1 protein-coding gene is annotated in these 18,712 nt (G+C 46.6%); it reads left to right on the forward strand.

The window, feature by feature from the left end:
- The first annotated feature begins 128 nt into the window (after window positions 1-128).
- Window positions 129-18,662, forward strand: coding sequence for a VCBS domain-containing protein (locus OCU78_RS09450; protein WP_261856012.1), 18,534 nt, complete (start codon window positions 129-131; stop codon window positions 18,660-18,662).
- The last annotated feature ends 50 nt before the right edge of the window (window positions 18,663-18,712 follow it).

Raw genomic sequence — 18,712 nt, forward strand, 5'->3', positions numbered from 1 at the left:
ATTGATACCTAAAACGTAGAACCTTCTCAATTTCTGGTTTTTTCTTTAAAAATTATCCAATTAGCTAGCTAAACCTCTATCTGTGTATTTTACTTAAGATAGACAATCACGATTCACGGATGATAAAAATGGCTAACAAAAAAAACGTCGAAGCAAACAAGAAAAATAACGAGCTAGAACAAAAGAAGCCGACACAAAAAAAGAAGCTCAGACTGCATTCGCACCTTAAAGTTAAAATACCAATTTTTCAATCACTTATGATGATACTACCATCGCTGGCAAAGCACGCATCAGCCAGAAATGGAGACGATACCAGCGATACGGTAGATCGAGTAAACACAAATAGCGCGACAGAAAAAGGCATCATATCCGACCATGGCAAAGCAGAATCATCAGTGGTTAGTCATCAAGAAGCTCAAACCGGTGAAGACCACGTAAGCCCGATCTTAAGTACAAACCAGACTCCACATGGTTCTAACAGTCACTTAGTACCTTCTCATCATTTATCGACGTTTTCTCACCCACAAGTCCATTATATTCCTTCAGTATCGATGCCTGACATCTCTGCAGGAAGTAACTGGCATCCTATTCCTTCAAGTACACCTTCGACACCAGCTCTACCAGTAACTTTTATGCCAGAAGTAATAAAAGGTACATACGGAGAGCTACATGTTGATGTAAATGGTCAATACACATTTGTATTGAATCCAAAATCTCCTCAATACATCCTGCTGAACCAGCACCAACAAGGTACTGACAATTTTACGTTACATCTATCTAATGGATCGAACATCATTGTTCAGATACCGGTAACCGGTAAACAAGACACGCCAAGCATTTCTGGAGACTTAGCTGGTGTTGTAACAGAAGATCACAACATTGATTCACAAGGCTTGTTACATGCGAACGGTAAAATTGATGTAATAGATCCTGACCAAAATGAAAGTTCAATGAAGCATGAAATCATCTCTGGAAAGTATGGGTCGCTAACTATTGATGCTGATGGACACTGGCAGTATCAAGTGGATAACTCTCTTTCGAATATTCAAGCGTTAACCGCTGCCACTTCATTACACGAAAGTTTCACTGTTCACACCAAAGATGGAACTCCACAAACCATTGATATGACGATTGGAGGAAACGACGACAATGCCGTAATTTCTGGAGTGGATGCAGGAGTGGTGATAGAAGATTTAACGACACAAATCCAAGGTAAACTTTCTGTAGCTGACTCTGACTTTGGAGAAAGTCACTTTCAAGCATCACAAGTAACTGGTCATTTGGGTACACTCAATATCACGGAAGATGGTGTGTGGACGTACGTTCTCGATAACACAAACCCTGCGGTTCAAGAATTAAGCGCGAATAAAACAACCACCGATACCATTACAGTACATTCAGCCGATGGTACTGCACATCAGATTACATTAACGATTAATGGCACTAATGACAAAGCCACAGTCAGCAGCGCGACCATCGCCATTGATGAAACCGACCAAGCGGTGACCACCTCAGGCACGTTGACCAGCACCGATATTGATAATCCAGACAACACCTTCACGCCAGATTCCATTACAGGCGCTAATGGCGATCTCACCATTGATGCCAATGGTCATTGGAATTTCACCGCGAGCAGTGCGTTTAATCAATTAAACGTCGGTGACAAAGTCGAAGAGACGTTTACCGTCAATTCGGTTGATGGCACGCCATCGACCATCAAGGTCACAATTAATGGTACTAATGATGCTGCCACTGTCAGCAGCGCGACCGTCGCCATTGATGAAACCGACCAAGCAGTAACGACATCAGGCACGTTGACCAGCACCGACGTAGATAACCCAGATAATGCGTTTACACCCGGTTCTATTTCAGGCACTAATGGCGATCTGACTATTGATGCCAATGGTCATTGGTTGTTCACTGCGAACAGCGCATTTAACCAATTAAACGTCGGCGATAAAGTCGAAGAGACCTTCACTGTGTCGTCTGTTGATGGCACACCATCGACCATCAAGGTCACGATTAATGGCACCAACGACAAAGCAACGGTCAGCACTGCAACCGTTGCCATTGATGAAACCGACCAAGCAGTAACGACATCAGGCACGTTGATCAGCACCGACGTAGATAATCCAGACAACACTTTCATACCAGCCTCGATTACTGGCTCTAACGGTGACCTCACCATTGATGCTAATGGACATTGGTCATTCACCGCCAGCAGTGCGTTTAATCAATTAAACGTCGGCGATAAGGTCGAAGAAACATTCACCGTGTCGTCTGTAGATGGCACCCCATCGACCATCAAAGTCACGATTAATGGCACTAATGACAAAGCAACGGTCAGCAGCGCAACCGTTGCCATCGATGAAACCGACCAAGCAGTAACGACATCAGGCACGTTGACCAGCACCGACGTAGATAACCCAGATAATGCGTTTACACCCGGTTCTATTTCAGGCACTAATGGCGATCTGACTATTGATGCCAATGGTCATTGGTTGTTCACTGCGAACAGCGCATTTAACCAATTAAACGTCGGCGATAAAGTCGAAGAGACCTTCACTGTGTCGTCTGTTGATGGCACACCATCGACCATCAAGGTCACGATTAATGGCACCAACGACAAAGCAACGGTCAGCACTGCAACCGTTGCCATTGATGAAACCGACCAAGCAGTAACGACATCAGGCACGTTGATCAGCACCGACGTAGATAATCCAGACAACACTTTCATACCAGCCTCGATTACTGGCTCTAACGGTGACCTCACCATTGATGCTAATGGACATTGGTCATTCACCGCCAGCAGTGCGTTTAATCAATTAAACGTCGGCGATAAGGTCGAAGAAACATTCACCGTGCCGTCTGTAGATGGCACCCCATCGACCATCAAAGTCACGATTAATGGCACTAATGACAAAGCAACGGTCAGCAGCGCAACCGTTGCCATCGATGAAACAGACCAAGCGGTTAGTACCTCGGGCACGTTGATCAGCACCGACGTAGATAATCCAGATAATGCGTTTACACCCGGTTCTATTTCAGGCACTAATGGCGATCTGACTATTGATGCCAATGGTCATTGGTTGTTCACTGCGAACAGCGCATTTAACCAATTAAACGTCGGCGATAAAGTCGAAGAGACCTTCACTGTGTCGTCTGTTGATGGCACACCATCGACCATCAAGGTGACGATTAATGGCACCAATGATGCTGCCATAGTCAGCACTGCAACCATTGCCATCGATGAAACCGACCAAGCGGTGACCACCTCAGGCACGTTGACCAGTACCGACGTAGATAACCCAGACAACACTTTCATACCCGCCTCGATTACAGGATCTAACGGTGACCTCACCATTGATGCCAATGGTCATTGGAATTTCACCGCGAGCAGTGCGTTTAATCAATTAAACGTTGGCGATAGAGTCGAAGAAACCTTTACCGTCAATTCGATTGATGGCACGCCATCGACCATCAAGGTCACAATTAATGGCACAAACGACAAAGCAACGGTCAGCACTGCAACCATTGCCATCGATGAAACCGACAAAGCGGTGACCACCTCAGGCACGTTGACCAGTACCGACGTAGATAATCCAGATAATGCGTTTACACCCGGTTCTATTTCAGGCACTAATGGCGATCTGACTATTGATGCCAATGGTCATTGGTTGTTCACTGCGAACAGCGCATTTAACCAATTAAACGTCGGCGATAAAGTCGAAGAGACCTTCACTGTGTCGTCTGTTGATGGCACACCATCGACCATCAAGGTGACGATTAATGGCACCAATGATGCTGCCATAGTCAGCACTGCAACCATTGCCATCGATGAAACCGACCAAGCGGTGACCACCTCAGGCACGTTGACCAGTACCGACGTAGATAACCCAGACAACACTTTCATACCCGCCTCGATTACAGGATCTAACGGTGACCTCACCATTGATGCCAATGGTCATTGGAATTTCACCGCGAGCAGTGCGTTTAATCAATTAAACGTTGGCGATAGAGTCGAAGAAACCTTTACCGTCAATTCGATTGATGGCACGCCATCGACCATCAAGGTCACAATTAATGGCACAAACGACAAAGCAACGGTCAGCACTGCAACCATTGCCATCGATGAAACCGACAAAGCGGTGACCACCTCAGGCACGTTGACCAGTACCGACGTAGATAATCCAGATAATGCGTTTACACCCGGTTCTATTTCAGGCACTAATGGCGATCTGACTATTGATGCCAATGGTCATTGGTTGTTCACTGCGAACAGCGCATTTAACCAATTAAACGTCGGCGATAAAGTCGAAGAGACCTTCACTGTGTCGTCTGTTGATGGCACACCATCGACCATCAAGGTGACGATTAATGGCACCAATGATGCTGCCATAGTCAGCACTGCAACCATTGCCATCGATGAAACCGACCAAGCGGTGACCACCTCAGGCACGTTGACCAGTACCGACGTAGATAACCCAGACAACACTTTCATACCCGCCTCGATTACAGGATCTAACGGTGACCTCACCATTGATGCCAATGGTCATTGGAATTTCACCGCGAGCAGTGCGTTTAATCAATTAAACGTTGGCGATAGAGTCGAAGAAACCTTTACCGTCAATTCGATTGATGGCACGCCATCGACCATCAAGGTCACAATTAATGGCACAAACGACAAAGCAACGGTCAGCACTGCAACCATTGCCATCGATGAAACCGACAAAGCGGTGACCACCTCAGGCACGTTGACCAGTACCGACGTAGATAATCCAGATAATGCGTTTACACCCGGTTCTATTTCAGGTGCTAACGGAGACCTGACCATTGATGCCAATGGTCATTGGGTGTTCACCGCTAACAGTGCATTCAATCAATTAAACGTTGGCGATAAGGTCGAAGAAACCTTTACCGTCAATTCGGTTGATGGCACGCCATCGACCATCAAGGTGACGATTAATGGTACCAATGATGCTGCCACTGTCAGCAGCGCGACCGTCGCCATCGATGAAACCGAGCAAGCGGTTACCACCTTGGGAATGTTGACCAGCACCGACGTAGATAACCCAGATAATGCGTTTACGCCCGATTCCATTACAGGCACTAACGGTGACCTCACCATTGATGCCAATGGACATTGGATTTTCACCGCGAACAGTGCGTTCAATCAATTAAACGTCGGCGATAAGGTTGAAGAAACCTTTACCGTCAATTCGGTCGATGGCACACCATCGACCATCAAGGTCACGATTAATGGCACCAATGATGCTGCTACAGTCAGCAGCGCGACCGTTGCCATCGATGAAACCGACCAAGCGGTTAGTACCTCGGGCACGTTGAACAGCACCGACGTAGATAATCCAGATAATGCGTTTACACCCGGTTCTATTTCAGGTGCTAACGGAGACCTGACCATTGATGCCAATGGTCATTGGGTGTTCACCGCTAACAGTGCATTCAATCAATTAAACGTTGGCGATAAGGTCGAAGAAACCTTTACCGTCAATTCGGTTGATGGCACGCCATCGACCATCAAGGTGACGATTAATGGTACCAATGATGCTGCCACTGTCAGCAGCGCGACCGTCGCCATCGATGAAACCGACCAAGCGGTTAGTACCTCGGGCACGTTGAACAGCACCGACGTAGATAATCCAGATAATGCGTTTACACCCGGTTCTATTTCAGGTGCTAACGGAGACCTGACCATTGATGCCAATGGTCATTGGGTGTTCACCGCTAACAGTGCATTCAATCAATTAAACGTTGGCGATAAGGTCGAAGAAACCTTTACCGTCAATTCGGTTGATGGCACGCCATCGACCATCAAGGTGACGATTAATGGTACCAATGATGCTGCCACTGTCAGCAGCGCGACCGTCGCCATCGATGAAACCGACAAAGCGGTAACGACTTCAGGCACACTAACCAGTACCGACGTAGATAATCCAGATAATGCGTTTACACCCGGTTCTATTTCAGGTGCTAACGGTGACCTGACCATTGATGCCAATGGTCATTGGGTGTTCACCGCGAACAGTGCATTCAATCAATTAAACGTTGGCGATAAGGTCGAAGAAACATTCACCGTGTCGTCTGTAGATGGCACCCCATCGACCATCAAGGTGACGATTAATGGCACCAACGACAAAGCCACGGTCAGCACTGCAACCATTGCCATCGATGAAACCGACAAAGCGGTTACCACCTCGGGAACGTTGACCAGCACCGACGTAGATAACCCAGACAACACTTTCATACCCGCCTCGATTACTGGATCTAACGGTGACCTCACCATTGATGCCAATGGTCATTGGAATTTCACCGCAAGCAGCGCGTTCAATCAATTAAACGTCGGCGATAAGGTCGAAGAGACGTTTACCGTCAATTCGATTGATGGCACGCCATCGACCATCAAGGTCACAATTAATGGCACCAATGATGCTGCCATAGTCAGCACTGCAACCGTTGCCATTGATGAAACCGACCAAGCAGTAACGACATCAGGCACGTTGATCAGCACCGACGTAGATAATCCAGATAATGCGTTTACACCCGATTCCATTACAGGTGCTAACGGTGACCTGACCATTGATGCCAATGGTCATTGGGTGTTCACCGCGAACAGTGCATTCAATCAATTAAACGTTGGCGATAAGGTCGAAGAAACATTCACCGTGTCGTCTGTAGATGGCACCCCATCGACCATCAAGGTGACGATTAATGGCACCAACGACAAAGCAACGGTCAGCACTGCAACCATTGCCATCGATGAAACCGACCAAGCGGTAACGACTTCAGGCACACTAACCAGTACCGACGTAGATAATCCAGACAACACTTTCATACCAGCCTCGATTACTGGCTCTAACGGTGACCTCACCATTGATGCTAATGGACATTGGTCATTCACCGCCAGCAGTGCGTTTAATCAATTAAACGTCGGCGATAAGGTCGAAGAAACATTCACCGTGTCGTCTGTAGATGGCACCCCATCGACCATCAAAGTCACGATTAATGGCACTAATGACAAAGCAACGGTCAGCAGCGCGACCGTTGCCATTGATGAAACCGACAAAGCGGTAACGACTTCAGGCACACTAACCAGTACCGACGTAGATAATCCAGACAACACTTTCATACCAGCCTCGATTACTGGCTCTAACGGTGACCTCACCATTGATGCTAATGGACATTGGTCATTCACCGCCAGCAGTGCGTTTAATCAATTAAACGTCGGCGATAAGGTCGAAGAAACATTCACCGTGTCGTCTGTAGATGGCACCCCATCGACCATCAAGGTGACGATTAATGGCACCAACGACAAAGCAACGGTCAGCACTGCAACCATTGCCATCGATGAAACCGACCAAGCGGTGACCACCTCAGGCACGTTGACCAGCACCGATATTGATAATCCAGACAACACCTTCACGCCAGATTCCATTACAGGCGCTAATGGCGATCTCACCATTGATGCCAATGGTCATTGGAATTTCACCGCGAACAGTGCGTTCAATCAATTAAACGTTGGCGATAAGGTCGAAGAAACATTCACCGTGTCGTCTGTAGATGGCACGCCATCGACCATCAAGGTGACGATTAATGGCACTAATGATGCTGCCACCGTCAGCAGCGCGACCGTTGCCATCAATGAGACTGACCAAGCGGTTACCACCTCGGGAACACTAACCAGTACCGACGTAGATAATCCAGATAATGCGTTTACGCCCGATTCCTTTTCAGGCACTAATGGCGATCTGACTATTGATGCCAATGGTCATTGGAATTTCATCGCGAACAGTGCGTTCAATCAATTAAACGTTGGCGATAAGGTCGAAGAAACCTTTACCGTCAATTCGGTCGATGGCACCCCATCGACCATCAAGGTGACGATTAATGGCACTAATGACAAAGCAACGGTCAGCAGTGCGACCGTTGCCATTGATGAAACCGACCAAGCAGTAACGACATCAGGCACGTTGATCAGCACCGACGTAGATAATCCAGATAATGCGTTTACACCCGATTCCATTACAGGTGCTAACGGTGACCTGACCATTGATGCCAATGGTCATTGGGTGTTCACCGCGAACAGTGCATTCAATCAATTAAACGTTGGCGATAAGGTCGAAGAAACATTCACCGTGTCGTCTGTAGATGGCACCCCATCGACCATCAAGGTCACGATTAATGGCACCAACGACAAAGCCACGGTCAGCACTGCAACCATTGCCATCGATGAAACCGACAAAGCGGTGACCACCTCAGGCACGTTGACCAGCACCGATATTGATAATCCAGACAACACCTTCACACCAGATTCCATTACAGGCGCTAATGGCGATCTCACCATTGATGCCAATGGTCATTGGAATTTCACCGCGAACAGTGCGTTCAATCAATTAAACGTTGGCGATAAGGTCGAAGAAACATTCACCGTCAATTCGATTGATGGCACGCCATCGACCATCAAGGTCACAATTAATGGCACCAATGATGCTGCCATAGTCAGCACTGCAACCGTTGCCATTGATGAAACCGACCAAGCAGTAACGACATCAGGCACGTTGATCAGCACCGACGTAGATAATCCAGATAATGCGTTTACACCCGATTCCATTACAGGTGCTAACGGTGACCTGACCATTGATGCCAATGGTCATTGGGTGTTCACCGCGAACAGTGCATTCAATCAATTAAACGTTGGCGATAAGGTCGAAGAAACATTCACCGTGTCGTCTGTAGATGGCACCCCATCGACCATCAAAGTCACGATTAATGGCACTAATGACAAAGCCACGGTCAGCACTGCAACCATTGCCATCGATGAAACCGACAAAGCGGTGACCACCTCAGGCACGTTGACCAGCACCGATATTGATAATCCAGACAACACCTTCACGCCAGATTCCATTACAGGCACTAATGGCGATCTCACCATTGATGCCAATGGACATTGGTCATTCACCGCCAGCAGTGCGTTCAATCAATTAAACGTTGGCGATAAGGTCGAAGAAACATTCACCGTGTCGTCTGTAGATGGCACCCCATCGACCATCAAGGTGACGATTAATGGCACCAACGACAAAGCCACGGTCAGCACTGCAACCATTGCCATCGATGAAACCGACCAAGCGGTTAGTACCTCAGGCACACTAACCAGTACCGACGTAGATAATCCAGATAATGCGTTTACACCCGGTTCTATTTCAGGCACCAACGGCGATCTGACTATTGATGCCAATGGTCATTGGATTTTCATTGCGAACAGCGCATTTAACCAATTAAACGTCGGCAATAAAGTCGAAGAGACGTTTACCGTCAATTCGGTCGATGGCACCCCATCGACCATCAAGGTCACGATTAATGGCACTAATGACAAAGCCACGGTCAGCAGCGCGACCATCGCCATCGATGAAACCGACCAAGCGGTTACCACCTCGGGAACGTTGACCAGTACCGACGTAGATAACCCAGACAACACTTTCATACCCGCCTCGATTACAGGATCTAACGGTGACCTCACCATTGATGCCAATGGTCATTGGAATTTCACCGCGAACAGCACGTTCAATCAATTAAACGTCGGCGATAAGGTTGAGGAAACCTTCACTGTGTCATCTGTAGATGGCACACCATCGACCATCAAAGTCACAATTAATGGCACTAATGATAAAGCAACGGTCAGTACCGCAACTGTAAGTGTGGATGAGACTGACAAGGCAGTAACGACATCAGGCACGTTGATCAGCACCGACGTAGATAATCCAGATAATGCGTTTACACCCGGTTCTATTTCAGGTGCTAACGGTGACCTGACCATTGATGCCAATGGTCATTGGGTGTTCACCGCGAACAGTGCATTCAATCAATTAAACGTTGGCGATAAGGTCGAAGAAAACTTTACCGTCAATTCGGTTGATGGCACGCCATCGACCATCAAGGTGACGATTAATGGTACCAATGATGCTGCCACTGTCAGCAGCGCGACCGTCGCCATCGATGAAACCGACCAAGCGCTAACGACTTCAGGCACACTAACCAATACCGACGTAGATAATCCAGATAATACGTTTACACCCGGTTCCATTACAGGCACTAATGGCGAGCTGGCTATTGATGCTAATGGACATTGGAATTTCACCGCGAACAGCACGTTCAATCAATTAAACGTCGGCGATAAGGTTGAGGAAACCTTCACTGTGTCATCTGTAGATGGCACCCCATCGACCATCAAGGTGACGATTAATGGTACCAATGATGCTGCCACAGTCAGCAGCGCGACCGTCGCCATCGATGAAACCGACCAAGCGCTAACGACATCAGGAACGTTGACCAATACCGACGTAGATAATCCAGATAATACGTTTACACCCGGTTCCATTACAGGCACTAATGGCGAGCTGGCTATTGATGCTAATGGACATTGGATGTTCACTGCGAACAACGCATTTAACCAATTAAACGTTGGCGATAAAGTCGAAGAGACCTTCACAGTGTCGTCTGTTGATGGCACACCATCGACCATCAAGATTACTATTAATGGTACCAATGACAAAGCCGTGATAAGCGGAACAAGTGCTGGCGCGGTCACCGAAGAATCTCAACTTCAAACCTCTGGCTCACTGACTGTGACTGATGTTGATGCCGGTCAAGCACACTTCTCCAATACCGATATTGCTGGGACTTTAGGCACCTTACACCTCACTAATTCGGGGACATGGACTTACGACTTAGATAACACCAACCCAACCGTTCAAGCGTTAGGTAAAGGAACAACCGCTACCGATACCATTACTGTTCATTCTGCTGACGGCACACCACATCAAATTACTATTACGGTTAATGGCACTAACGACAAGGCCATCATTGGCGGTACAAACTCTGGTGCAGTGACTGAAGAATCTCAACTTCAGACGTCAGGTACACTGACTGTCACTGACGTAGATACTGGTGAAGCACACTTCTCCAACACTGATATTGCAGGCACATTAGGCACTTTACATTTAACTGATAACGGCACTTGGACTTACGATTTAGATAATACGAATCCACAAGTTCAAGCCTTAGGTAAAGGCGCGACAGCGACTGATACTATTACTGTCAACTCAGCAGATGGTACGCCGCATCAAATTACCATTACGGTGAATGGGACTAATGATACGGCTGTAATTGGTGGGACTTCTGCAGGCGCAGTGACCGAAGAAACGCAGTTACAAACCTCAGGCTCGCTGACTATTACAGATACCGATACCGGTGAAGCACACTTCTCAAATACTGATATTAAAGGCTCGCTTGGGACATTGCATTTAACCGATGCTGGGCAGTGGACTTACGATTTAGATAACACAAACCCAACGGTGCAAGCCCTAGGTAAAGGCGCTGCAACAACCGATACCATTACAGTTACTTCAGCAGATGGTACAACTCACCAAGTGACCATTGCCGTTAATGGAACTAATGACAAGGCTGTTATTACTGGTACAAATACGGGAGCAGTTACCGAAGATCAAGATTTAACAAATCAGTTGAATGTTCACCCAAACTACATGCTTACACAAGGCAAGCTATTCATTACCGATGTAGATACGAATGAAGCTACATTTCCGATGCAATCTGGCATTGTTGGCGACCACGGGATCGGCTCATTTACACTTATACCAAGTGGCATTTGGCTATTTTCCGCAGATTCAAAACAAGCGGCTGTTCAGGCTTTAGGTGTTGGTGAAACTTTAACAGAGTCGACAACAATAACCTCAGTTGATGGCACACAGAAAACTATTTTGGTAACCATCAATGGTACCAATGATGCACCTGTTATCACCCCTGTTGCGACGCAAACGGTAACCGAGGATGGCAGTAAAACAATTACCTTCCATGCAACGGATATTGATACGATGGATACGTTGACCCCGAGTGTGTCAGCGACACACGGTAGTGCCTCGCTGAATGCGCAAGGTGAAATCGTGTTTACGCCTGATGCTAATTACAATGGTCCTGCTACAGTTGTTCTTTCAGTGACTGATGGGCATACGACAACCAGTCAAACTATCAATGTTGATGTAACACCGGCAAACGATGCGCCTGTTATTAATCCGATTGTGCCAGTGAGCGCCACTGAAGATGGTGCAGTAGTCACAGGTCAACTCACCTCAACGGATATTGATACGGGTGATACTGCAACCTTCACAACCACATCAACACAGGGTGGATTTACACTCAATGCAGATGGTAGCTACAACCTAGATCCAACAGATGCAAGCTTCCAACACCTTAAAGCAGGTGAGATAAGCACGTTCACTATCCCTGTTACCGTGACCGATTCTGCAGGTGCAACAGATACTAAAGATTTAGTGATTACGGTGACGGGCACGAATGATACGCCGGTCATTAGTGGTGTCGATACGGGGGCATTAAAAGAAGATGTGAGCGCTAATCCTCAGAGTAATGAACTGACTGCGACAGGTAAGTTAGATATTGTCGATATAGATACAGGTGAAGGTAGTTTTGTATCCCATGGATTTAACAAAACGGCCCTACAAGGTCATTATGGTAAATTGGAGATCAGTCAAGATGGGAGCTGGAGTTACTCTGCCGATAATTCTCAAACAGCGATTCAATCCTTAGGCGAAGGTGAGCAGTTAACAGATACAATTAAAGTGACTTCGAAAGACGGTACAACGCATGATGTCGTGGTAACCATCAATGGTACTAATGATACAGCTGTAATTGGTGGAAGTTCAACTGGCGCAGTGACAGAAGAAACACAACTACAAACTACTGGCACATTAACCATTACTGATACCGATGGCGGTGAAGCACACTTTGCGAATACCGATATCCAAGGCACCTTAGGTACATTACATCTAACGGATAATGGCGCTTGGACGTACGACTTAGATAACACTAACCCAGCCGTTCAAGCGTTAGGTAATGGCGCAACAACCACTGATGTTATTACTGTTAACTCAGCAGATGGCACTCCGCATCAAATAACCATTACGGTGAACGGCACTAATGATAATGCTGTGGTAGGTGGAGTAGATACTGCAAGTGTCACTGAGAAAGCGGCTGGAGATAATATGTCACCAGATCATGCTCAATCCGGTATGGCGACACTTCGAGTTAGTACACTAAACGCTAATGGACATTTATCTGTGATTGATCCTGACTCTGGTCAGTCTGGCTTTGCTGATAATAATGTGGGGTATAACTATCACGGTACATATGGTGACTTAATTTTAAATCCAAATGGCGATTGGAATTACTATGCCGATGCTGGAAGTCTCAGTCACATTGGTGGAAGGCCCACAACCAGAGGCTCCGCTATCGATAAGTTAGGTGAGGGTGAAACACTCACAGACACTATCACCGTTCACACAAAAGATGGAACACCACATAATATAGTCATCACTATCAATGGTAGTAACGACAGGCCTTATTGCTCTTCAGAAGTACAACTCAATGCAGGTACTGAAGATACAAGACAAACCATTACAGCTGCACAACTGTTACAAAATTCAATAGATGTCGATAAAAATGACTCTGGACTGCTTACAGTAGCAAACCTTCATCCAGATCACGGCTCGATTTTAGATAACCAAAATGGTACATACACTTTCACACCAGAAAAAGACTATAACGGTAAAGTTCATTTCACCTATGATGTCAAAGATGCACATGGCGGTGTCACTCATACTGGAGCTACCAGCAGTTTAAGTGCAGTTGCTGATAAAGCGGTTATAAGCGGTAGTGATACCGGAACGATTATTGAAGATCATAATGTGGGTCACAGTTCATTACAGCCTGTCGTTGCATCGGGTTTGCTGAGTGTGACAGATCCTGATGCAGGGCAAGACCATTTTCAGGTCAATCTGTTATTAGGAGAACAGGCGATTCACGATCCCTTTGGTGGTTTTTTACGCATTACACCAAGTGGCGCTTGGGGATATGAAGTAGCCAATAGTCGCTTGCAATCATTAGCTGAAGGTGAAGTAGAAAAAGTTGTATATCGTGTTTATTCTGCAGACCACACTGCTCACGATATAACAATAACGGTGACAGGCACCAATGATCAACCAACCATCACTGCGACGACACTTGCACATGGCACTGAAGATACACATTACCAAATGCAAGCGAGTCAATTTGGGTTCACCGATATCGACACTGGCGATACGCTACACTCCATAGCCATCACAGATCTACCATCAGCAACACAAGGTAAGTTTTTACTTGATGGACACGATATTACAACAGGGCAACACATCTCTACAGCTGACATCAGTAAACTTCAGTTCGTTCCTGCGCAAGATTTTAATGGCGATGTTCAGTTTAAATTTACAGTTAACGATGGACATGTTGACTCACAAGAGGCTACTAACACTCTTCATATTGATGCGGTTGGGGATGCAGCAGTAATCACAGGAACGACAACTGGCGATGTCGATGAAGGGCATGGCACCTATCATGATCGGTCACCAAACTACGCACAGCCTGGGATGGCTAAATTAACCAATGACCCTTTATATACTGATGGCAAGTTAGAGATTATTGACCCAGACACTGGCGAAGCACAATTTGATACAAAAGGCGTAGGCTACTCGTACCATGGCACTTATGGTCAATTAATACTAAATGCAGATGGCAATTGGCATTATATGGTTACCGTTGGTAGTAACCAACAAAACGTAGCCACAAAGATCGATCAATTAGGCGATGGGCAAGAATTAACAGATACGATTACTATTTATTCTAAAGATGGTACGGCTCAAGACATCGTTATTACCATTCATGGCGATAACGACCGTCCATATTGTTCTTCAGAAGTACAGCTCAACAGTGGCAAAGAAGACCTCGCGCAAACCATCACTGCAACTGAGCTATTGGCAAACACCATAGATGTAGATACGAACGACATAGGCAAACTGACGATTACGAATCTTCATGCCGATCATGGGTCTATTCTAGATAATCAAGACGGTACCTTCACTTTCACACCAACCAAAGATTATAACGGTCAGGTTCATTTTAGCTATGATGTGACAGATGCGCATGGCGGAACGACTCATACGGGGGCGTCTACCACACTCACGGCTACCCCAGACGGCGCCATCATTTCAGAAGTGACAACTGACCACGTCACTGAAGATGGTTCACACAGCACCCACAATGCAGGAGTTACAACTGAGCTCGCAAATGGAAGACTACAAGTTGTGGATCCAGATAGCGGAGAGAATAAATTCCAGTACAGCCAGTTTGGTGAATCAGCAGTTCACGATCCGTTTGGTGGTATGTTACGTATTGATAGCATGGGCAATTGGGGGTACAGCGTTAATAATGCCAATTTACAACACCTTGCTCAAGGGCAAACTGAAACCGTTGTCTACCGTGTTCATAGTTATGATGGAACGGCATACGAGTTGCACATAGACGTTGTTGGCACCAATGACGCGCCAACCGTTACCCAAGTTGCGCTAAGTAACGGCACTGAAGACACACACTACCAAATGCAAGCCAGTCAGTTTGGATTCACCGATATCGACACTGGCGATACGCTACATTCAGTAGCGATTACCGATCTACCATCAGCAACACAAGGTAAGTTTTTACTAGATGGACACGATATTACAACAGGGCAACACATCTCTACAGCTGACATCAGTAAACTTCAGTTCGTTCCTGCGCAAGATTTTAATGGCGATGTTCAGTTTAAATATACAGTTAACGATGGGCATGTTGACTCACAAGAGGCTACTAACACACTCCATATTGATGCGGTTGGAGATGCGGCAGTAATCACTGGAGCTACAACTGGCGATGTCGATGAAGGACATGGTACCTATCATGACCGGTCACCAAACTACGCACAACCTGGGATGGCTAAATTAACCAATGACCCTTTATACACTGATGGCAAGTTAGAGATTATTGACCCTGATAATGGCGAAGCACAATTTGATACAAAAGGCGTGGGCTACTCGTACCATGGCACTTATGGTCAATTAATATTAAATGCTGATGGTAATTGGCACTATAAGGTCACAGTCGGTAGCAACCAACAAAACGTTGCCACTCAGATCGATCAATTAGGCGATGGGCAGCAATTAACGGATACGATTACCATATATTCTAAAGATGGTACTGCGCAAGACATTGTGATTACCATTCATGGCGATAACGACAGACCTTACATCAGCTCTGAAGTGACACTTTCCACTGGTAGAGAAGACACAGCTCTTACCTTTACCAAGGCCGATTTGCTTGCTAATACTGTCGACGTTGATGCGAATGACACGGGTAAGCTTACCATTGCTCACCTGCTAGTCGATCACGGGTCTGTTGTCGATAACAAAGATGGTACTTATACCTTTACTCCAACCAAAGACTACAACGGCCAAGTGCACTTCACTTATGACGTGACAGATGCTCATGGGGGGACGACTCATACAGGCGCAAACACAACCCTTTCAGCAGTTAATGATGCTGCTACCATTGCCGGAGTAGACACTGCCGGCGTTACTGAAGATAGCTTCTATGGTATGCAGTGGTTGATCGCCAAAGGGCAACTCACCATCAATGATGCTGATACAGGTGAAGATAAATTCGATCCAATGCGTCACGCTCAAAATAATGCAGGCATTGGTTATGACACCAAACTTGGTGGACACTTGCTGCTCTTAGAAGATGGTAGTTGGCAATATAATATGAATAACTTCTCCCCTGCCGTACAAAAACTGGCAGAAGGAGAAACGGCAATAGATACGGTCACGATTCACAGCGAGGACGGCACCCCGCATGAAATTCAGGTCACCATTACTGGTACCAACGACGTACCGATTCTCGCCGTTAACCAGACATCATCAACAGCAGGCACATTAACAGAGGTCGATGTAGATGTTACTGACTCTCATACCTTCTCTGTCGTTAGTTCTGCGGGTCAATTCGGTTCACTGTCCGTCGATCCAAATACCGGTGACTACGTCTACACACCAAATACGTCTATCACAGGAATGAGTTATAACTCTGCCACCAACTCCTATCATGGTGTCGATGTATTCGAAGTCAAAGTCAGCGACGGCCATACTGAGGATTCGAAATTCATCACCTTTGATGCCTCGGGACATGTCACCATGTCACCAACGGGTGGCCTAGTAATATCAACCACAGTGCCTCAACAACCTACAGTTACAACGACACTACCAACCATGCAAATGGTCACCAACGTAGCGCCAACAAACTCGGTGACATTGGATTTGGCATCAACGAGTGACTCGGGTTCGTCGAACACTGACAACCTTACCAACGACACTACCCCAACAATTACCGGACACACTGATATTCCGCATTCGCAAGTGACCGTTTACGATGGTTCAACACCCGTTGGACATGCGCTGTCTGATGCATCTGGACAATATAGTGTTGCGGTAAGCAGCTTATCGGACGGCGATCATAATCTATCCGCCAAAGCACTGGCTCCCTCATCAGTGCTACCGGCTACGTCTGCGCTTCTTTCTGTCCATATAGATACACAGGTTAGCGTTCCTACGATTACTTTTGAAAACGCAGGGGCAGACAACTTATACAGTAAAGCTGAAATAGCCCGAGGCCATGCAAATACGATCACAGCAACCGTTACGCCTCCTGGTGATGCCAAAATCGGAGAGCATCTTGTCGTTAACGGTCAGGATCATGTATTAGATGCTCATACTCTACAGCATGGAATACAAATTGAAGTTCATCCCGGTTCTAATGTACAAGCAACAATGACTGACGAACACGGTAATACCGCAGGTAGCCAAGGTTTCGCTGCAAGCGCTATTCCTGAACCTATCATTGTCAGACCACCATCGGGAAGCCACCAAGTATCTGGCACGCTTGGGGTTCCACCACTATTACCATCTTTAACTCCAGTACCAACAGCACAAAGCGGTTGGCGAATCCATTTACCGAATGGACAGTACGTCACCAGCCACCATGGGCAATATGGAACATTAACTATTGACCCTCAGACTGGTCATTTACATTATCAAGAACAAGCCCAAGTTCACACGGGTCCTCATGGCAGCGCTTCAGATCTCGGTCAACATGAAGATAAATTTGAAGTAGCATTGCAAGGGACGAATCAAGATGAAGTTGTCGCCCATGTGAATATCCAGATACTCAGTCATGGACCTGGACATAGTGGAAAGCTGACAGTTGGAACTGAAGTGGTTGATATGACAATCACACCTTTGGTCCATACATCACACCCCGCTCCCCCACCACCGCCTCCTGCTCAACATGACGAGTCAGACATGGCTTCGCAAGCCGACCTTACGGTCACTCTAAGCGATGATAGTAATCTGGATTTAACCCAGCAGACCCATCAAGAACCCGATCAGAAAACCAGCCACCATGGTGCAGCCGCTTATCTGGATGCATTGGGCATTAAACCCGATCCGACATCGACAACAGTTCACGATCAACCTGCAGACATGGATATCGTACTTGCACAAGTAGACCAACCAGATGCAGCCACACATGACCAAGCGCACTTGGATATGTCAGACGCGCTGGAACACCATGATGCAAACATCAACCATAACCAAGATGATGAGCACCATCATCACAACGACGTAGACGGGCTGCCGGACATTGATGCAAATAGTTAACCGATAACGAGACTAAACAGAAGGGAGCACATGATGTGCTCCCTTTTTAT

Source organism: Vibrio gallaecicus (genome assembly GCF_024347495.1).
Classification (GTDB): domain Bacteria; phylum Pseudomonadota; class Gammaproteobacteria; order Enterobacterales; family Vibrionaceae; genus Vibrio; species Vibrio gallaecicus.

Excerpts from the sequence above, each read along its gene's own strand:
- OCU78_RS09450 (WP_261856012.1), top strand. The coding sequence starts at position 129 with ATGGCTAACAAAAAAAACGTCGAAGCAAACAAGAAAAATAACGAGCTA.